This is a genomic window from Bacillus aerius, assembly GCF_029894105.1.
Taxonomy (GTDB): domain Bacteria; phylum Bacillota; class Bacilli; order Bacillales; family Bacillaceae; genus Bacillus; species Bacillus altitudinis.
Window position 1 is genome coordinate 225750 of sequence record NZ_JARYHO010000001.1, and the last position, 19083, is coordinate 244832.

Consider the following 19083-nt stretch of genomic DNA (forward strand, 5'->3'; position numbering starts at 1 on the left):
ACAACAGGAGGTGGCACTGCATGCGATATTTTCGTTTTTTATCAGAGACGAGGCAGCACGATATTTTTTTAAAGCGGCCGGCGGCAGTTCATTCATTGACGCCAAGGCATGTACTTGCGCATGCATTAGGTGCTACTTTGTATATGCCTGCGACAAGACAGGATGTAGCAGACATGCTGCTTTCGCAGAAATATGAAGCGCTTTGCTCTGTTGTGTTTTGCTTGGAGGACGCCATTGGTGATCAGGAAGTGGACATGGCTGAACAGAATATAGTGGCACAATTGACCTGCCTTTCTGAGACAATTCATCACTCTCCAGAAATGGCTGAGCATTTGCCGCTTTTATTTATTCGGGTTCGTTCGCCCAAACAGCTGCTCAAAATGGCAGATTTGCTCGGTCCCTCTCTTCATTTACTGACTGGTTTTGTGTTTCCAAAGTGCTCCGTTCACAATGCAAAGGAATATGTGGACAGTTTGAAACAGGCTTCAGCACAAACTCAGAAAACACTATACGGAATGCCCATTTTAGAAACACCAGATTTATTAGAAAAAGAAACGAGATATCAGGTGTTGTCTGAATTAAAGCAGATCATGCTGAATGATGAGGAATATATTTTGAATATTCGCATTGGGGCAACGGATCTGTGTGGATTATACGGCATTCGCCGTGATCGTGAGACCACTATTTATGAGATCAGAGTCATTGCTGAGTTGATCACAGATATCATCAATTATTTTGGTCGTTCTTTTGTGATATCAGGAGCTGTATGGGAGCATTTTGGACCGGCACGAAAAGAACAAAATCCATTCATCCGTGCAATTTCTAAGAGCGGTGAGTCTTCCTCATCTGAACTCGATCATATGCAAGGTCTGCTCAAAGAGACAAGGCTGGATGTGGTAAACGGTATTCATGGCAAGACAGTCATCCATCCAACGCATCTCAAGCCAGTTCAAAGCATGTACGTTGTCACAAAGGAAGAGTACATGGATGCATTAAGTATTTTAGAGCATGCAGATGGTACAGTCGGCGTGATGAAGAGTACCTACTCTAATAAAATGAACGAAACGAAGCCGCACTATCGCTGGGCGGAAAACATTTTAATGAAGTCAGACATTTACGGGGTGTTTCATGAAAATAGAAGCTATATCGACATACTCACAGAATCAGAAGCCGCATACGCTGAACATCTTGGAACATATGGAGGTGGAGCTTAACCTCAAAGGGGGTACGCTTCAGCTTGAAAAAGAACATCTTTTTGACATGGCGGCACGGGTGAACAAAAAGAGAGCCTTTTTATTTGTTAGTAAGGTGCTCGGGAAACATATGCCTGTTCACCCGTTGAAACCACTCCTCGTCTCAGGTCTTTTGGCAATGGCTTATGCAAAAGAACAAACAGGCAAGACGCCCCCGCATCAAGACGATATAGTAGAAGCACTAAAAACGAATGATCATGTTAAGTTAACCGAAGCCTATGCTGCGCTCAAAAAAGAGAAGCTTTCGGCGGTAAACGAGCCGATTGTGATCGGCTTTGCTGAAACGGCAACTGCGCTTGGTCATGGTGTGTATGACGTCATAGAAGGAGCATCTTATATTCATACGACACGTGAACAGTTGTTGGATCTTGATCCTTCACTCGTATTTGAAGAGGAACATTCTCATGCGACAGATCAGCTTTGCTACGCAGACGACGCCTTACTTCGGACGGATCGCCCGATTGTGCTAGTAGATGATGAGGTCACGACAGGCCGGACAAATATGAACATCATTCGGGATCTGCACGCAAAGCACCCTAGATCCTCTTATACGATTCTATCCATTTTAGATTGGAGAACAGAGGAGCACGAGGAAGCGATGCTTCAGCTTCAAGAGGAGCTAGGTGTAAATATCACATCATTATCTTTATTAAAAGGGCAGATGATGTTTCGGGGGACAACGCTGGATGAGCCTGCTTATTCGTATGAAATTGCTACGCAAGAGAAAAGACCTGAACTCTCTTTTCATTCTCTTCAATCCTTCTTTAAGCAAGTGCCATATTCACTTTCCCATGCAGTCAATCCGGCGGGGCATTCGCCGTATATCCATGAAACAGGTCGTTTCGGTTTAAACGCAGCGGACACGGACGCCATTGATCAAGCAACTGCTGAGGCTGGGCTGAAGCTTCAGCGAGAACGAAAAGGAAAACAGACACTCTGCTTAGGAACAGGAGAATTGATGTATGTGCCGATGAGACTTGCAGCTCATATGGGCGAAGGTGTCCTTTTTCATTCGACGACAAGAAGTCCGATTCATCCGGTTGAAAAGGAAGGGTACGCTGTTCAAAACGGATTCGCATTTTTGAGTCCAGAGGATGCCCGCATTCAGCACTACGTGTACAATATCCCTAAAGATCAGTACGATGATGTCTTTTTGTTTTTTGAGAAAAAGGTGTCTCAAGAAGCTTTGATGCCGCTGATCCACTTATTTGCTGAGCGGCATGTGAAGCATGTGCATATTGTGACTTTATCAGATGAGGTGAAGGTGAATGGCTAACGTGTATACAAAGATGGGAAGCTATCCAGAGCAGGACGTAACCTTCTTACTCAAGGATTTATCGTCGATTGAGATGGAGAAAAGTACAGAAGAGCGGGAGCGCTCTATTCAAAGTGGTGCCCATTACTCAGAAATGCTGCCAATTGAATATAAGCCGACGGCATCTTATATGGACTTATTCTATCAATCTCTTGAAGAAAGTAAGCAAAAGGTAGCGGAAGCCGTAGCGGTTGTCGCAGAACAAATTGTGAAAAAGCGAGGCTTTCAAACCGTTCTGTGCAGCTTGGCACGGGCTGGGACACCAATCGGGGTACTCATTAAACGGTATATCAGAAAGACGTATGGTCTCGATTTGACGCATTATAGCATCTCTATTATTCGTGACCGTGGAATAGATGAAAATGCGCTACATTATATCCTCAAAGAACATCCAGGTTTTGAGATTGCCTTTATTGACGGCTGGACCGGAAAGGGTGCTATTTCCAAAGAGCTTCAAAAAGCGGTGCTTGATTTTGAACAGAAATATGGAATTCGTCTTTCGAGTGAGCTAGCTGTGCTTGCTGATCCTGGTTATTGTACGAGTGTTTACGGAACGAGAGAGGATTTCCTCATTCCAAGTGCCTGCTTGAATTCAACGGTCTCTGGTCTAGTTAGTCGAACGGTGCTAAACAACCGCTGGATCCATGCCGATGATTTCCATGGGGCCAAGTATTATGAAGAGCTCATTGATGAGGATGTCTCTAATCTGTACGTGAATACAATTGAAGAAGCATTTTCTGAACTTAATGCAAATGTACAAGAGAAAGCAGAGACCCTGCTCGCACAAGGAACGCCTCCTGACTGGCGGGGGATGACATCCATTGAAGCAATTGGTCAGGAGTTCAAAATAGACAATACACATTTGATTAAGCCGGGCGTCGGTGAGACGACCCGTGTGCTGCTCAGAAGAGTCCCTTGGAAAATACTCATTCAGCCTGGATCTCGGGAGAAGCTCAAGCACATTTTACTACTCGCAGAGGACAGAGGCGTGCCCGTCATTGAATATGCCAACATGTCCTACACATGCTGCGGGCTCATCCGCCCGTTGGAGCAATCGTCATGAAGAATATCGCATTTGCCAGTGATTTAGACCGGACACTGATATACTCACATCGAATGCTTGAGCAGTATGCATACAAGGGAGCATACGAATTAATTGAGGTGCTGGACGACCGGCCGCTTTCCTACATGTCGATTGAAACGAAAGCATCCTTACAGGCAATTCATCAAGCAGGCTGGTTTATCCCAGTGACGACAAGAACGACAGCACAATTTGAACGAATCACTCTCTTTCAGCAAGAGATCAAACCAGAGTATGCCGTCACGACAAACGGCGGCTGTATCCTTCATCACGGTAAGCCGCTTGAGGAGTGGCAGGCGATTGTAGATGAGAGACTGCAAGAGTGTATGCCGGTGAGAGATATGCTGCGGGCGATCTCTGAACTTCCGGTTGCCGCTTGGGTGAAACGTACTCGAACAGCTGAGGGAAGATTTCTTTATTTAATTATGAAAGACGAGTTTCTTTCTCATATTCCGCTCGCTGAATTAAGGATGTGGGGTGAGGAGAGAGGCTGGCAGGTTTCTCTTCAGGGCCGAAAGCTGTATTTTATTCCAAAGCCGCTCAATAAGTGGGCTGCTGTTGCTTTTCTAAAAGAAAGGCTACACCTTGAATATGTATATGGTGCGGGCGACTCCTTGTTAGATGCTGATCTCATACGTCAAGCGGATAAAGGCTTCGCTCCGAGTCATGGGGAAGTCTTAGATGTTGATCTATCGCTTGAACCGACGACAGCCTCTGGCATGGCGGCGGCAGACGAAATCGCCGCTTCTGTCGCAAAGAGGATGAACACAGCAAAAAAGCCTTCGATTCGATAGCAGAAGTAGAAGGCTGAATGATATGATAGTAGTAGCTTTCGAGAAAATATAGGAGAAAGGAAGGAGCGGCGTGAGCTATAAAGAAATCAACGTAACCCAGACACGGGCGAAACAGGAAGCCTGGAAAAACCTGCTGAAAAAGCCGCTCCCTGAACGAGACGGCTACGTCAAGGACGAGCACACCTTATCCTTGCCGCGTCTCGCCGCCCGTGTCCTTGGAACTCCGCATGATGCAACCGATTATTTTATTTATTTACATGAATTATACGAAACTGACGGCATGCATATTTTAAGTGAAACCCTCAACCGGCATATTGAGCCGGAGCACTTTCAAGCGCTCCAGCGGATTCATATGATCAATCAGGAAGAAAAGGGATTGTCCGTGAATCGATTTGTGGCTTTCTTAGACGGTGAACAGCTCATTGTCCGTCATCCAAACCCAGTGATGAACCGGCATATTCGCCTTTCGTTAATCCAGGTGTTTGAACATTTCAAGCAGTTGCATGAAGGGGGATTCCAGCATCCTGATTTTCGCCGTGTGTTGCTAGATGTGGTGAAGTTTTCAAATAATCATCTAGGACCATGGCTGAAGGAAGGCAATATGGAAGAAAAAATGCCAGCTGTCATTTGGTATGGAGAGGCGAATAAAAGTCAGCTTTATTTTCTTTACTATGTCATGCTGATTGGCTGTGATGTGGTGCTGTTTCATCCAGAAGGCAAGGATCAATTTCGTGAATTAGATCCAGAAGAAAAGCTGACTTTTATTGATCAGTATCCAGGGACGTCAAAGCTTGAACCGTTCCCTACTGAAAAGCCTGAGAGGAAATCAACAGTGGCGTACCGTTCGACAAGAGAGCTTGAAGAGGTACTTCACACAGAAGATTCCATGCTGTATAAGCCATGGCAATTCAGAGATCATACCCCTCATTCTATTACGCTAAAGACAACGTATGATGAGCTGTTTTTAATTGCAAAGGAACGGTCGTTTATCCGCCCGAATTTCAAAGCAGACCGTGACACCATACAGATTCCGAATCTTTTTGCGAAGATGATGGGGGTGACGAGAGACAAGCGAGAATATTGGGACCGTATCCACACGCTAATGGAGGGGAAAGAAACGAAAACGATCCGTCATTTCCCTTTCACACAAGAAGTGTCTTCGAATTATCAATTTCATTATCAGCATGCACTTTCTAAAGCAGGAGAGGTTGACCCTGATTTGTTAATGAAAAGCAATGTGTGGCAGTTCTCGCATTTGTATGAGGGCACGCAGCGTGCGATCGCAGAGGCCATTTCTCGAATTTGTCAGCATCCGAAGCTGTTAAAAGAAGGTCATGAGACCGAATTAGATGTGCGTATTTATTTATTCAAGCAGCTTTTGCATATGAACCAAGATGTAATTGAACTCATTCAAACCTTTGATTATGCCCAGACTGTACCGAAAGTGATTTTATACCATACGGAATATAATGGTGAGCTGACTCGTTCTGATGCGGCTGCCCTGATTTTCCTAAATGAAATGGGTGTGGATCTCTTCGTCTATCATCCCGCCGGCTATCAGTGTATAGAGCGGTATATAGACGATCAATTATTTGATACACATTGGCTTGATGAAATGGTCATGAACCAAGAGTTTAAAGAGCCGTCCATTGTGAGAAAGTTATTTCAATCCATTAAAAACCGATAAGGAGATCAAAGCTTATGACAAATACAAACGGAAATGACATCATTTCAATTGATAAAGAGGAAATCACGATTGAAAAGGCAGACGATATTCGCGTTCAGCTGCGCAATGAACCAGAAGTCCAAAACATTGCGAGACAGATTGATGCCAAAAATCAGCTTGAACTGCTTGAATACGGAAAACAGCCGGCTGTCGAAATCTCTAAGTTTTCTGACCGTATCCTCTCTATGATGCGTTCAACAAGTGTCACAGACTCAGGAACGATGCTTACACAGCTTGGAAAGATTATGGATCGTTTTGATAAAAATGATTTTGACGAGCCTAAGGGCGGTTTGTTATCAAAAATCTTTAAACGCGGTGGCAGCATGATCGAGAAGATTTTCAGCAAATATCAAACGCTCGGTGCAGAAATTGAAAAAATCAATGTGGAAATCAGTAAATACAAAGATGAAATGACCAAATCGACGGTTACGCTTGAAGAAATGTATGAGCATAACATTCAATACTATATGGAGCTTGAAAAGTATGTCGTCGCAGGGCAAATGAAGATCGAAGAATTAAAACAATTGGTTCCTTCTTATGAAGAAAAAGCGGCGGGGGGAAACCAGCTGGCACAAATGGAGCTAGATACGCTTCGTAATGGGATTCAAGCGCTTGAAGAGCGTGTATATGATCTTGATATGGCACGGATGGTGGCACTTCAAACGGCACCACAAATCCGTTTGCTGCAGCGTGGTAATACGAAATTAATCGGGAAAATTAACTCTGCCTTCATCATTACGATTCCAATTTTCAAAAATGGAATCATTCAAGCGGTAACAGCGAAGAGACAAAAGCTTGTGGCTGATTCCATGAGTGAGCTGGATAGAAGAACGAATGAAATGCTGAAACGAAATGCTGAAAATATCTCAAGTCAAAGTGTTGAGATTGCTAAATTATCAGGTCGTCCAAGCATCGACATTGAAACGATCGAATCATCCTTTAATACGATTGTACAAGGGATGAAAGAGACGAAGCAGATTGAAGAAGAAAACAAACGATTACGTGAGGACGGAACAAAACGTATGCTTGAACTTCAAGATAATATTAAGAGAGCTGCCCTAGAGTCCTAAAAAAACAGGCTGTCTGTAACGAAAGTTGCAGGCAGTTTTTTCATGAATTTGATTAAAATTTGAGAAAAAAGGTTTTTATGTGACCTTTTTCGGGTAAATCCTGTTCAGGGGCATGGTTCACCCATGAAAGAAAAAGCCCGTTACCACAAGGATTCGACTTATTTTTTAGCACAATAAGGAATTTCCAGTAAAATATTGTCTGGCGAGAGAAAATACCCCGTAAAATATGTAGTTTATGAAGCATTCTATAGGATTTACGAGTAATACGGCGTATAAACTGTAATCACCAGACCTCTATATGGAATTCATACATATTGTACGGAAATAAGCGAATTCTAAAGATTGTTCGCATCATAACGCTTATGTTACGGTTATAAAGATGCTAATTTGGAGGGAAAAAATGAATTCTGAAGAGAGAAAGATCAAAATCAAGATAAATAATGTATCTAAAATTTTCGGTAAAAATGCTAAAAAAGCATCTCAAATGCTTGAAAAAGGGAAGACAAAGAGAGAAATCCTAAAAGAGACCGGCGCAACAGTTGGTGTCAATCGAGCAAATTTTGATGTGTATGACGGTGAGATATTTGTCATCATGGGGCTATCAGGGAGCGGAAAGTCCACACTTGTGCGGCTGCTGAATAGGTTAATCGAACCAACCTCCGGCGAAATTTATATTGATGGGGATATGATAACAAATATGTCAAAGGATCAATTGCGTGAAGTCAGACGGAAAAAGATCAGCATGGTCTTCCAAAACTTCGCATTGTTCCCGCATCGTACCATTCTGGAGAATACAGAATACGGGCTTGAATTGCAAGGTGTAGAGAAAGAACAGCGCCGCTCTAAAGCGCTTGAATCTTTAAAGCTTGTTGGACTTGAAGGTTTTGAAGAGCAGTACCCAAATCAATTAAGTGGCGGTATGCAGCAGCGTGTTGGATTGGCACGTGCACTAGCTAATGACCCTGATATTTTGTTAATGGATGAAGCATTCAGCGCACTAGATCCATTAATTCGTAAAGACATGCAGGATGAATTGCTTGAGCTTCATACGTCTGTAGGAAAAACAATTATTTTCATCACGCATGATTTAGATGAAGCGCTTCGTATTGGCGACCGCATTGTCCTCATGAAAGACGGGAATATCGTTCAAATCGGAACACCAGAAGAAATTCTGATGAACCCATCGAACGAGTATGTTGAACGTTTCGTTGAAGATGTAGACCTTTCTAAAGTATTAACCGCTGGTCATATTATGAAACGTGCAGAAACAGTTCAGATTGATAAAGGGGCACGTGTTGCGCTCACGCTCATGAAGAACCTTGGTATTTCGTCTATCTATGCAGTAGATAAGAAAAAGCATTTATTAGGTGTTATTTCTGCACAAGCAGCGAAAAAAGCGGCAGAAACGGGTGCGTCGCTAGAAACTGTTCTTGATAAAGAATTTACGACAGTATTGGAATCAACGTATTTAACAGAGATCTTTGATGCAGTATCTGATGCGGCAAATATTCCAATTGCCGTTGTAGATGAGAAAAACAGAATGAAGGGTATTGTGGTCAGAGGTGCATTGATTGGTGCATTATCAGGAAATGATGAATATATCAACATGTCTTCTAACAAGCTAGAGGAAATTAAAGCACAAGAGCCTTCTGCACAGGAGGTAGAATAAGATGTTTAGTATGAGTGATTTACCTAGAATTCCGTTCGCGGATTATATCGATCAATTTGTTGACTGGTTAACATTAACCTTTGGTGGTTTCTTTGATGGCATCACAAATGGATTAGCTGGAACAGTAAATGGAATTGTGGCTGCACTTGGCGTCATTCCATCCATTATCTTAACGCTTATCTTTGCCGGAATTGCTTGGTGGATCAGTACAAGAGGAGTTGCTCTTTTCACACTTATTGGATTCTTACTGATTGACTATTTAGGCTACTGGCAGCCAATGCTGCAAACACTTGCGCTCGTTCTGACAGCTGTGGTCATTTCTATCGTGATCGGGGTTCCGATCGGTATTTGGGCATCACAGAAGGAAACGGTGCGTAAAATTGTCACACCTATTTTAGACTTAATGCAGACAATGCCTGCATTCGTTTATCTTTTACCAGCAATCTTCTTCTTTAACATCGGAGTAGTACCTGGCGTTGTGGCATCGGTTATTTTCTCTATGCCGCCAACGATTCGTATGACCATTCTCGGTATTAAACAAGTACCATCTGATTTAATTGAAGCAACAGAAGCTTTTGGTTCAACGACATTCCAGCGTTTGTTCAAAGTTCAGCTTCCACTTGCTACAAAAACCATCTTAGCTGGGATTAACCAAAGTATTATGCTTGCTCTATCCATGGTCGTCATTGCGGCAATGGTTGGTGCACCAGGACTTGGTTCGGAAGTATATAGTGCGGTAACACAGCTGAAAACAGGGATTGGTTTTGAAGCAGGTATTGCCATTGTTATCGTGGCGATTACACTGGATCGTATTACACAAAACATTAAAACGAAAAAAACCAGGGGGAATGCTTAATGTGGAAAAAGTCTCTCTACATTGGGATGACCGCCCTGCTTGTCTTTTTACTAGCTGCTTGTGGTGCAAAGTCGGACTCAAATGCGAGTGCAGCACAGCAAGTGAATAAAACCATTATCGGTATTGATCCGGGTTCAGGTATTATGGCGCTGACGGATCAAGCGAAAAAGGACTACGGTTTAGAGGATTGGACGGTTGTGTCTGCCTCAAGTGCAGCGATGACAGCGACATTGAAGAAATCGTATGACCGTAAAAAACCGATTATCATCACTGGCTGGAATCCTCACTGGATGTTTTCCCGCTACGATTTAAAATATTTAGATGATCCGAAAAAATCATATGGTGAAGAAGAAGAAATTCACACCATTTCACGTAAAGGATTTGCGAAGGATCAACCGGAAGCAGCCAAAATGCTCAGTCAATTTAAATGGTCTCAAGATGATATGGGCGAAGTGATGCTTGATATTCAAGATGGCGTCAAACCAACGGATGCTGCTGTTAAATATGTGAAAAAGCATAAAGATCAAGTAGCGAAATGGACAAAAGGCGTGAAAAAGTCAAACGGTGACAAAATCAATCTTGCCTACGTTGCGTGGGATAGTGAGATTGCAAGTACCAATGTGGCCGCAGAGGTATTGCGTGAGCTTGGTTTTAAAGTGACCTTGACTCAGGTTGAAGCAGGCCCAATGTGGACAGCAATTGCAACCGGAAGTGCTGATGCATCATTATCTGCATGGCTTCCAAATACGCATAAAACGTATGCAGCGAAGTTTAAAGGAAAATATGATGACCTCGGTACAAGTATGAAGGGTCTTCGCATGGGTCTCGTTGTTCCGACTTATATGAAAAACGTCAACTCGATCGAAGATTTGAAAAAATAGCCAATTGTATAACAGTTCCCTTATAATAGAAGGGAGCATATGGAAAAAGCAGTCTGCTCAAAAAGCGACTGCTTTTTCTTATATATAAGGATGGTGGATGAGTTGTCGATGGTGGAAAAACCAATGATGATTTTCCTGCACGGTGGAGGCGTAAGCAGCTGGATGTGGCAGGAGCATATGGAAATATTCAAGGAAACGTATGAATGCTATACCCCTGATTTTATTGGTCACGGGACAAGAGCAAATGAAACGTCGTTTTCCATGCGAGAAAGTGCTTTTGAAATCATTTCATGGATAAAGGAGCATGCACATGGTCGTACAGTCATTCTAATTGGCTTCTCTCTAGGTGCACAGGTAGCCGTTGATGTGTTATCGAGAGAGCCAGACATCGCAGACATCGCCATTATCAATAGCGCCCTTGTGTTGCCATTACCATGGCTCTATTTGATGGTAAGGCCCATTTTACCTCTTACATATCCGTTATTAAAGAAAGATTGGTTCATCCAGCTGCAAGCAGAAAAGATGGGACTTCCAAACGATGTACTGGATCATTATGCAGCGGATTCCAAACAATTGCAGAAGAAGACGTTGCTTACGATGTTTCAAGAAAATCTTCATTACAAGCTCCCTGAGACGTTTCAACAAGCGAAGGCACGGATTCTTGTGACAGTGGGAGAAAAGGAAAAGAGCATTATGACTAGGTCAGCAGAAAAAATCACGAATGCACACCCGAATGCAGCCGGGTTCATCGTTCCTGACATTGGACATACGTTTACTTTTGAAAAGAAAGAACTTTTTGTCGACATGATCAAAAGCTTTATAGAAGAGCGTGCGTTACCAGCGGAATTAAAGGAAATAAGGAAGCTAGGCCATTTAGAAAGTGAAGATGAGCATAAAAGGGGCAGGCATGTATAAGACATTGTATGATATAGGTATAAAACGCTTACAGATGAATGGGTATATGGATGGAAGCTTGTAAGTGAGCCATGAAGGAGGAAGCATGAGTAAAAACTATATCATATTTGGTGCGAGTCAAGGATTAGGGGATGCCTTTGTAAAAGGTCTTCCTTCAAGTGGAGATACAGTATGGATTGTGTCACGAAGTGAACCAAGCAGTTTGAACATAGACGATGGAGTGCGTAGAATTTGGCTGAAGATCGATTTATCAAGCCAAACTCATATCCCTTTTATGCTCGAAGCATTGAAGGATCAGACAATTGATGTACTCATTTATAACGTCGGTTTATGGGAGAAACGCGGCTTTGAAGATGATTATTCTTTCGATCTTGATCAACCGGAGGATATCGCTCATTTAATCAATGTGAACGTTACCTCAACGATTACCTACATCCAAGCTCTGCTTCCGCACGTCAGGACATCTGAGAATGGAAAGATCATCGTCATTGGTTCTACTGCGGGACTTGACCATACGAATTTGTCTCAGGTTTCTTTTGTTGCTTCTAAATTTGGGCTTCGTGGTATTGTGAACGCACTAAGAGAGCACGTAAGGAAAGATAAAATATCCGTTACCTGTATCAATCCAGGAGAGTTGGCGGCAGAAGTTCCGTACGAAGATGGCGCCGACAAAGCCATTGCTCTGTATGATGAAACGAGAATACCTGTACAAGATATTGTCGAGCTGGCGAGATGTGTCATTCATCTATCCAGGGTGTCCTGTGTGAAAGAAATCAATGTACCGGCAATGACAGATGTGAATGCGTAAAATAAAGGAGACCACCCGCTTAAAGAAAAGACGGGTGGTTTTTTTATTTTACGATGAATGCTGCTGAAGTGTTTCGTATACAGCTTCCGTCAAAATCTCAATGCCGGTCAAAATCGCAGAGCGATCGAATGTCATATAAGGGTGATGAAGCCCAGGTTTTAAATCACAGCCTAAACCGAGCATCGTCGATTTAATATGAGGAAGCTTTGCTGCATAAAAATGAAAGTCCTCTCCGCCTGTCGTCACGATCGGTGGATCGAGCTGTTCTTTGCCTAGCACTTGCTCTATAGCATGTGACATGATCTCCACAGCTTCTTCATTTAATGTCGCAGCTGGAAGACGATGATCAGTTGAAAGTGTGATAGAGGCGCCAAAAGCATCCGCTACAGAATGGCATGCTCTTTCAATTTCCTTTTCTAATTCATCCATCACTTCGTTTGTCTGTGCCCGAACGTCGAGTGTAAAAGAGGCCTTGCCAGGTATGATGTTGGAGCTGCCGCCGCCTGCATTTAAATTGGTCATTTTCACAGAATGGGCGACTCGTGGATCGACATGGATATGCGCCAGTCTCTGCACAAGCGTAGATGCAACTTCGATGACGTTGACCCCAAGGTGCGGGCGTGCACCGTGTGCTTCCTCCCCTAGAATGGTTCCGACGTAATGATTACTTGATCCGTGCAAAATGGCAGGAGCGCAGCGTCCGTTTAAGGTTTCTTGAATTGGGCGCACATGCACCCCGTATAAATAATCGACGTCAGCTAACACACCTTTTTCGATCATCTTTAAAGCGCCGCCTCCTCTTTCTTCGGCAGGTTGAAAAATGAATCGGATCGTGCCACTTGGAAGTTCTTTTTCTTTCAATGCCATGAATGTCCCAAGTGCCATCGTCATATGTGCATCGTGTCCGCATGAATGGTTGGCTTGAAATACGCCATCTACTTCCTGCCACAATGCGTCAATATCGGCTCTCACAGCAACCACTGGTGCGCCTTCCCCAATTTCACCGATTACCCCTGTACAGTCTTCAAATGTTCTCGTTTTACAGCCTAATTTCTTTAATAGAGCTTCAATATAAGCTGTCGTATTTGTCTCTTCCCAGCTGATTTCTGGATGGGCGTGCAGATGTTCAAAGATGTCTGTCACGGTTTGTTTCATCTCGTTTGTCAAAGTTGTCATGAGAAGCCTCCTTGCTGACAGATAATCTGCCAAAACATTCTTTTAGTGAAATAATATTGATCTTAAATATCATCAGTGTTTATAATATAACACATCATTTGATTATTCAGAAAATTAAGTGAAATTCCGATCGGGACAAAGGGGTTTTGACAGATGAAAACAGCAACAGTATCAGCACCTGAGAAACAAAAAAGAAAACTTCAGATGCCGGATGCGTATGTACTCTTATTTATGATTGCTTTAATTTGTACGATCGCAACGTATTTTGTACCAGCCGGTGAATTTGATCGGAAAACGTCAGGAGAGATCACAACAGCTGTTCCTGGCAGTTATCACCGTATTGATCAATCACCAGTTAGTCCGGTTGGTTTTTTTACAGCGATTCAAGAAGGGATGGTTGGTTCATCCTCTATTATTTTTCTGATTCTTTTTACTGGCGGAACCATTGCAATTTTGGAAAAGACAGGTGCCATTAACGGGATGATTCACAATGTCATCAGCCGGTTCCAAACGAAACAGCTATTGTTTATTTGTATTGTTGGCGGATTGTTTTCTGTACTTGGGACGACCGGAATTGTGGTGAACTCGGTCATTGGCTTTATTCCTATTGGGATCATTGTGGCACGTTCTTTAAAGTGGGATGCAGTGGCTGGAGCGGCGGTTATTTACATCGGCTGTTATGCAGGTTTTAACGCAACTATTTTGTCTCCATCTCCATTAGGTTTATCACAAACGATTGCAGAACTGCCGATTTTTTCTGGTATTGGGCTGCGTGTCATCATTTATCTTTGTTTTCTCCTATCTAGTATTGTGTACATCTATTTATATACAAAACGCTTGAAAAATAAAGAAAAGGGAAGCCTGCTTGGTGACGAGTGGTTTCCAGCTAAAGGGCTAGGAGGAGCTGATGCGGAATCTGTGGACAAGCCTGAATTCACCGGTAGACATAAGCTGATTTTAGCGGTGTGCGGTTTGTCGCTTGGGGGGTTCTTATATGGTGCGCTTCAGCTTGGCTGGACCGATAAGGAAATGGCTGGTGTGTTCATTTTCATGGCAATTGCTGCTGGCCTGCTTGGGGGATTAGCTGCCAATGATATTGCAAAAACGTTTATTGTCGGCTGTCAAAGCCTTGTATACGGCGCACTCATTGTCGGCATGGCACGCTGCATTTCAGTCATTTTGGAAAACGGCAAGCTGCTTGATACTGTGGTGAATGGGCTTGCGAGTATGCTGACAGGGTTTAGTCCAATCGCTGGTGCGATCGGCATGTATATCGCCAGTGCGCTCCTTCACTTTTTGATTTCATCAGGATCAGGAGAAGCGGTTGTCTTTATACCGATTCTTGCGCCGCTTGCTGATTTAATGGGTATCACAAGACAAGTAGCGGTAGAAGCAGTGATGCTCGGTGAAGGGGTGGTCAACTGCGTGAATCCGACTTCAGGTGTGTTGATGGCTGTCTTGGCTGCAAGTGGGATTCCTTATGTGAAATGGCTGCGTTTTATGGTACCGCTTGCGCTCATTTGGTTCGTCATCGGCCTTGTCTTTATTTGTATCGGTGTCATGATCAATTGGGGACCTTATTAAATAAGAGAGAAGCTGCCAAAGAGTGTTTGGCGGCTTTTTTCTTATGAGAAAATGTATGGGGACAGCGGTTTAAAACCACAATAAGAGTGTTCACAAAATGGCTACATTATTTTTTTGAGCAATCCCCTTGCAAAAGTTTGTGAAGTATTGCACAATAAGAATGTGAAATACTTCACATAAGAAAAACAACCTAGTTTTAATCAGGAGGATGAGATAAATGACAAACGAAAAAGTAAACAAAGTAGCACTTATTGGAGCAGGTTTTGTCGGCAGCAGTTATGCCTTTACATTAATAAATCAAGCGATCACAGATGAATTGGTAGTCATCGATTTGAATCAAGACAAAGCAATGGGTGATGTCATGGATTTAAACCACGGGAAAGCATTCGCCCCGCATCCTGTGAATACTTGGTATGGAGATTATGAGGATTGTCAGGATGCTGACATTGTATGTATCTGCGCTGGTGCAAACCAAAAGCCAGGTGAAACGAGACTTGATCTTGTTGAGAAAAATTTAAATATATTTAAAGGCATTGTAGACAATGTGATGAAAAGTGGATTCGATGGTATTTTCTTAGTTGCTACGAACCCAGTTGATATTTTGACATATGCGACTTGGAAATTCAGCGGACTGCCAAAAGAACGAGTGATTGGTAGTGGAACAACGCTTGATACGGCAAGATTCAGATACATGCTTAGTGAGTACTTTGAAGCAGCGGCGCACAATGTGCATGCGTACATCATTGGAGAGCATGGGGATACAGAGCTTGCTGTTTGGAGCCATGCGAATATCGGAAGTGTACCGATCACAGAATTAATGAAGAGAAATGACCAATACAAACAAGAAGATTTAGACGATATCATGGAAAATGTCCGTCATGCCGCTTACCAAATCATTGAGAAAAAAGGCGCGACTTATTACGGCGTAGCGATGAGTTTAGCCCGTATTACTAGAGCTATTTTACACAATGAAAACAGCATTTTGACTGTCAGCACTTATTTAGATGGAGAATACGGAGCAGAAGATGTCTACATTGGTGTACCTGCCCTCGTGAACCGAAATGGTGCAACAGAAGTGATGGAGCTCGCACTAAATGACACAGAAAAAGAAAAATTCGCACACAGTGTGAATGTGTTAAAAGAAATTTTAGCTCCTCATTTTTAATCAATCAAAGGCAACCTATCTGAGCAGAAAAGGATGAATCACTATGTGGCAGCAAATATATGATCCGTTTGGTAATGAGTTCGTCAGTGCATTGGTGGCCATGCTTCCAATCTTGTTTTTCCTACTAGCATTAACTGTATTTAAGTTAAAAGGGGTATTAGCCGCTTGTTTTACCTTGATCGTCAGTTTTGTAACAGCTGTTTTCTTCTTTCATATGCCAATTGAAAAAGCATTATCTGCTGTGGTGCTCGGTGTATCTAATGGGCTGTGGCCGATTGGATATATCGTCATCATGGCCGTATGGCTCTATAAAATTGCTGTGAAATCTGGAAAGTTCGATGTCATTCGCTCTAGTATTGCAGGAATCTCTCAAGATCAACGGTTACAGCTCTTATTAATTGGTTTTAGTTTTAACGCATTTTTAGAGGGAGCCGCTGGATTCGGTGTACCGATTGCGATTAGTGCCGCTCTTTTAACAGAGCTTGGGTTTAAACCACTGAAAGCCGCCATGCTCTGCTTGATTGCAAATGCTGCGTCTGGCGCTTTTGGTGCAGTAGGTATTCCGGTTATTACAGGGGCGCAAATGGGAAATATGACGCCGCTTGAGCTGTCTCAAACCCTTGTGTACACCATTCCGTTTATTTCTTTCTGTATTCCGTTTCTGCTTATTCTCATTGTAGACGGCTTTAAAGGGATCAAAGAAACCCTTCCAGCCTTGCTTGTTGTAAGTGGAAGCTATGCGATTCTGCAGGCTGTTACAATGGTCACGATGGGCCCTGAGCTTGCCAATATTATTTCAGCTTTAGCGAGTATGGGAATTTTGGCTTTATTTCTTCGAAAATGGCAGCCGAAACATATTTATCGTGAAGAAGGGGCACCAGCCATTGAGAAGAAACAAACGTATAGCGGGGTTGAGGTGCTGAAAGCATGGTCTCCGTTTTATATTTTAACTGCCGTCATTACTGTATGGAGCCTACCAGCTTTTAAAGCATTATTTGCTGAAGGAGGACCGCTTAACTGGACAACCATTTTAGTGAAAATGCCGTTTCTGCATCAGCAAATTGTGAAATTACCACCTATTGCCCAAACAGAAACACCGATTGATGCGATCTTTAAAATTGATGTTATTAGTGCAACAGGTACCGCCATTCTAATTGCAGTGATGCTGACAGGATTGTTCAGCAGACATATTACATTAAAAGAAGGGGCTACCTGCTTAAATGCAGCGGTCAAAGAGCTTTGGGTCCCTGTTCTTACAATTTGTTTTGTTATGGGCTTTGCCAATTTGGCGAATTTTGCAGGTCTAAGTTCTGCTATCGGACTAGCGCTTGCTAAAACAGGCGATTTATTCCCGCTTGTCAGCCCAGTGCTTGGCTGGATCGGCGTGTTTATTACGGGATCTGTTGTGAGTAACAATGCCTTATTCGGTAACCTTCAAGCAGTCACCGCTTCTCAAATCGGCTCTCAGGCAGGTTTGTTAATCGGGGCAAATACGACCGGTGGTGTGATGGCGAAATTAATTTCTCCACAATCCATTGCCATTGCAACAGCAGCTGTTGGAGAAACAGGTAAAGAATCTGAGCTCTTCCAAAAAACAGTGAAGTACAGCTTCATTTTGCTCGGCATCGTATGTGTATGGACATTTATTCTTGCTCAATTTGTATAGGTTGATCGATTGATTGAAAAATGGAAGACTGAGAGATTTCTCAGTCTTTTTTTATGTGGATTCTCGTGTGACAAGCCGAGTAGGTAGCTGAATATGTTCACGTTGTAATGGTTTTTGATCTTGGAGCAGCTGAATCATTTGTTTTACAGACTGCTGGCCAAGCTCGACGATGGGGATGTCGATGGTCGTGATCGTTGGAGCTGTCACCTCGCAAATGTCTTGATTGTCATAACCGATCACCGCTAAATCCTTAGGAATGTGATATCCATATGAAATGGCTTGTTTAATGAGGCCTGCTGCCACTTGATCATTGCCGGTGAAAATCGCATCCGGCGCATCCGGCATCCGGTGGATTAAGTCCATTAAACGAAAGCCGTCTTCAATGGTAAAAGCCTCGCCGAACAGCCAATCTTCTTTAAGCGGCAAACCGTGATCAGAAAGCGCATCAAGATAGCCTTGCTTTCTTTGTTTTTGCGCTTCACTGCTTTCTGTATCAAAGCAAAATCCAATGGATGTACGCCCTGATTGAATCAAGTAGTCAACCGCTTTATAAGCAGCTTCCCGCTCATCATATCCGATAATCGGAATGTCTGCTGTTTGATGAAATTCATTTGCCATGACGATCGGGCCGTTTGCTAAAAATGGCTCGATTGTTGCCCACTTATTTTCTAACGCCCCCAATATGACACCATCTACTTCTTTTCTTTTTAATAATTGAAGCCCTTCAAGTTCTACTGATTCTTGATAAAACGTCTGGAGCACGATGGCTTTATACCCTTGATCCAGTGCTTCCTTTGAAATGCCTTTAATCAATTGTGCAAAAAAAGGATGGTCCACAGCTGGAACAGACACAGCAATGGTTTTGGTCTGATGTGACCGAAGGGTGCGGGCTGCTGAGCTTGGTGTATACTCCATTTCCTTCATCACCTGTAAAATGTGCTGGCGCTTTTCTTCGGATACATATGGATGGTTGTTCAGCACCCGAGAAACAGTGGTCGTTGAAACCCCGCAGCGTTTGGCAATTTCATAAATTGTACACATATTAACAAATCCTTTACACAAAGTTATTGTTCTGAAATCGATAACATCATTTACAATGTGAAACAAGTTAAATATTAACAAAT

Annotated in this window: 16 protein-coding genes; 14 read left to right on the forward strand and 2 right to left on the reverse strand. The window is 43.0% G+C overall.

The genetic code is table 11. From position 1 onward, the window contains the following. The first annotated feature begins 20 nt into the window (after positions 1-20). The 11 genes from M2353_RS01255 to M2353_RS01305 all read left to right on the forward strand — a co-directional run bounded on the left by M2353_RS01255 (position 21) and on the right by M2353_RS01305 (position 12368). On the forward strand, positions 21-1214 hold the full coding sequence (locus tag M2353_RS01255; protein ID WP_284724780.1) for an HpcH/HpaI aldolase/citrate lyase family protein: 1194 nt from the start codon (positions 21-23) through the stop codon (positions 1212-1214). Further along, positions 1198-2529: a phosphoribosyltransferase family protein gene (locus tag M2353_RS01260; RefSeq protein ID WP_284725977.1), complete on the forward strand. Its 1332-nt coding sequence runs from the start codon at positions 1198-1200 to the stop codon at positions 2527-2529. The genes M2353_RS01255 and M2353_RS01260 overlap by 17 nt, the downstream gene beginning before the upstream one ends. Next, entirely contained in the window at positions 2522-3631 is a 1110-nt protein-coding gene (locus M2353_RS01265) for a cysteine protease StiP family protein (protein ID WP_284724781.1), read from the forward strand. Before M2353_RS01260 ends, M2353_RS01265 begins: the two co-directional genes overlap by 8 nt. After that, positions 3628-4443, forward strand: a complete 816-nt coding sequence (locus M2353_RS01270; protein ID WP_284724782.1) for an HAD family hydrolase — start codon at positions 3628-3630, stop codon at positions 4441-4443. Before M2353_RS01265 ends, M2353_RS01270 begins: the two co-directional genes overlap by 4 nt. A gap of 70 nt (positions 4444-4513) precedes the next feature. Continuing rightward, entirely contained in the window at positions 4514-6130 is a 1617-nt protein-coding gene (locus M2353_RS01275) for a YceG family protein (RefSeq protein WP_096880960.1), read from the forward strand. 14 nt (positions 6131-6144) lie between these two features. Then, positions 6145-7239, forward strand: coding sequence for a toxic anion resistance protein (locus tag M2353_RS01280; RefSeq protein WP_024719000.1), 1095 nt, complete (start codon positions 6145-6147; stop codon positions 7237-7239). Between the two features lie 400 nt (positions 7240-7639). Beyond that, complete coding sequence (gene opuAA / locus M2353_RS01285; protein ID WP_045034621.1) at positions 7640-8908, forward strand: glycine/proline betaine ABC transporter ATP-binding protein OpuAA; 1269 nt, start codon at positions 7640-7642, stop codon at positions 8906-8908. A 10-nt stretch (positions 8909-8918) separates the two neighbouring features. Continuing rightward, positions 8919-9764 carry a glycine/proline betaine ABC transporter permease subunit OpuAB gene (gene opuAB / locus M2353_RS01290; RefSeq protein ID WP_024718999.1) on the forward strand — a complete coding sequence of 282 codons (846 nt, stop codon included), beginning with the start codon at positions 8919-8921 and terminating at the stop codon, positions 9762-9764. Then, positions 9764-10645, forward strand: coding sequence for a glycine betaine ABC transporter substrate-binding protein (locus tag M2353_RS01295; RefSeq protein WP_024718998.1), 882 nt, complete (start codon positions 9764-9766; stop codon positions 10643-10645). The genes opuAB and M2353_RS01295 overlap by 1 nt, the downstream gene beginning before the upstream one ends. Before the next feature lie 39 nt (positions 10646-10684). Then, positions 10685-11560 (forward strand): alpha/beta fold hydrolase, encoded by an 876-nt coding sequence (locus tag M2353_RS01300; RefSeq protein WP_024718997.1) that lies wholly within the window; start codon positions 10685-10687, stop codon positions 11558-11560. A gap of 85 nt (positions 11561-11645) precedes the next feature. Next, a complete protein-coding gene (locus M2353_RS01305; protein WP_193804037.1) occupies positions 11646-12368 on the forward strand; it encodes an SDR family NAD(P)-dependent oxidoreductase in 723 nt (240 codons plus the stop codon). Between the two features lie 48 nt (positions 12369-12416). Here M2353_RS01305 and M2353_RS01310 read toward each other — a convergent pair whose 3' ends face one another. Continuing rightward, positions 12417-13544, reverse strand: coding sequence for a M20 peptidase aminoacylase family protein (locus M2353_RS01310; RefSeq protein ID WP_135010187.1), 1128 nt, complete (start codon positions 13542-13544; stop codon positions 12417-12419). Between the two features lie 153 nt (positions 13545-13697). Here M2353_RS01310 and M2353_RS01315 point away from each other — a divergent pair, with 153 nt between their 5' ends. The 3 genes from M2353_RS01315 (at position 13698) to M2353_RS01325 (ending at position 17959) form a co-directional block, all read left to right on the forward strand. After that, on the forward strand, positions 13698-15128 hold the full coding sequence (locus tag M2353_RS01315; RefSeq protein WP_007498311.1) for a YfcC family protein: 1431 nt from the start codon (positions 13698-13700) through the stop codon (positions 15126-15128). Between the two features lie 217 nt (positions 15129-15345). Beyond that, the gene (locus M2353_RS01320; protein ID WP_007498309.1) at positions 15346-16293 is read left to right on the forward strand and encodes an L-lactate dehydrogenase; all 948 of its coding nucleotides are present in this window, start codon (positions 15346-15348) and stop codon (positions 16291-16293) included. Between the two features lie 43 nt (positions 16294-16336). Further along, on the forward strand, positions 16337-17959 hold the full coding sequence (locus M2353_RS01325) for an L-lactate permease (RefSeq protein ID WP_284724783.1): 1623 nt from the start codon (positions 16337-16339) through the stop codon (positions 17957-17959). A gap of 51 nt (positions 17960-18010) precedes the next feature. Here M2353_RS01325 and M2353_RS01330 read toward each other — a convergent pair whose 3' ends face one another. Beyond that, the gene (locus tag M2353_RS01330) at positions 18011-19000 is read right to left on the reverse strand and encodes a LacI family DNA-binding transcriptional regulator (RefSeq protein ID WP_057078594.1); all 990 of its coding nucleotides are present in this window, start codon (positions 18998-19000) and stop codon (positions 18011-18013) included. Positions 19001-19083: the final 83 nt, after the last annotated feature.

Coding starts and splice junctions, on each gene's coding strand:
- M2353_RS01265 (WP_284724781.1), top strand. CDS start 2,522: ATGGCTAACGTGTATACAAAGATGGGAAGCTATCCAGAGCAGGACGTA.
- M2353_RS01310 (WP_135010187.1), bottom strand. CDS start 13,544: ATGACAACTTTGACAAACGAGATGAAACAAACCGTGACAGACATCTTT.
- opuAA (WP_045034621.1), top strand. CDS start 7,640: ATGAATTCTGAAGAGAGAAAGATCAAAATCAAGATAAATAATGTATCT.
- M2353_RS01330 (WP_057078594.1), bottom strand. CDS start 19,000: ATGTGTACAATTTATGAAATTGCCAAACGCTGCGGGGTTTCAACGACC.
- M2353_RS01280 (WP_024719000.1), top strand. CDS start 6,145: ATGACAAATACAAACGGAAATGACATCATTTCAATTGATAAAGAGGAA.
- M2353_RS01295 (WP_024718998.1), top strand. CDS start 9,764: ATGTGGAAAAAGTCTCTCTACATTGGGATGACCGCCCTGCTTGTCTTT.
- M2353_RS01255 (WP_284724780.1), top strand. CDS start 21: ATGCGATATTTTCGTTTTTTATCAGAGACGAGGCAGCACGATATTTTT.
- M2353_RS01305 (WP_193804037.1), top strand. CDS start 11,646: ATGAGTAAAAACTATATCATATTTGGTGCGAGTCAAGGATTAGGGGAT.
- M2353_RS01320 (WP_007498309.1), top strand. CDS start 15,346: ATGACAAACGAAAAAGTAAACAAAGTAGCACTTATTGGAGCAGGTTTT.
- opuAB (WP_024718999.1), top strand. CDS start 8,919: ATGAGTGATTTACCTAGAATTCCGTTCGCGGATTATATCGATCAATTT.
- M2353_RS01315 (WP_007498311.1), top strand. CDS start 13,698: ATGAAAACAGCAACAGTATCAGCACCTGAGAAACAAAAAAGAAAACTT.
- M2353_RS01270 (WP_284724782.1), top strand. CDS start 3,628: ATGAAGAATATCGCATTTGCCAGTGATTTAGACCGGACACTGATATAC.
- M2353_RS01260 (WP_284725977.1), top strand. CDS start 1,198: ATGGAGGTGGAGCTTAACCTCAAAGGGGGTACGCTTCAGCTTGAAAAA.
- M2353_RS01325 (WP_284724783.1), top strand. CDS start 16,337: ATGTGGCAGCAAATATATGATCCGTTTGGTAATGAGTTCGTCAGTGCA.
- M2353_RS01300 (WP_024718997.1), top strand. CDS start 10,685: ATGGAAAAAGCAGTCTGCTCAAAAAGCGACTGCTTTTTCTTATATATA.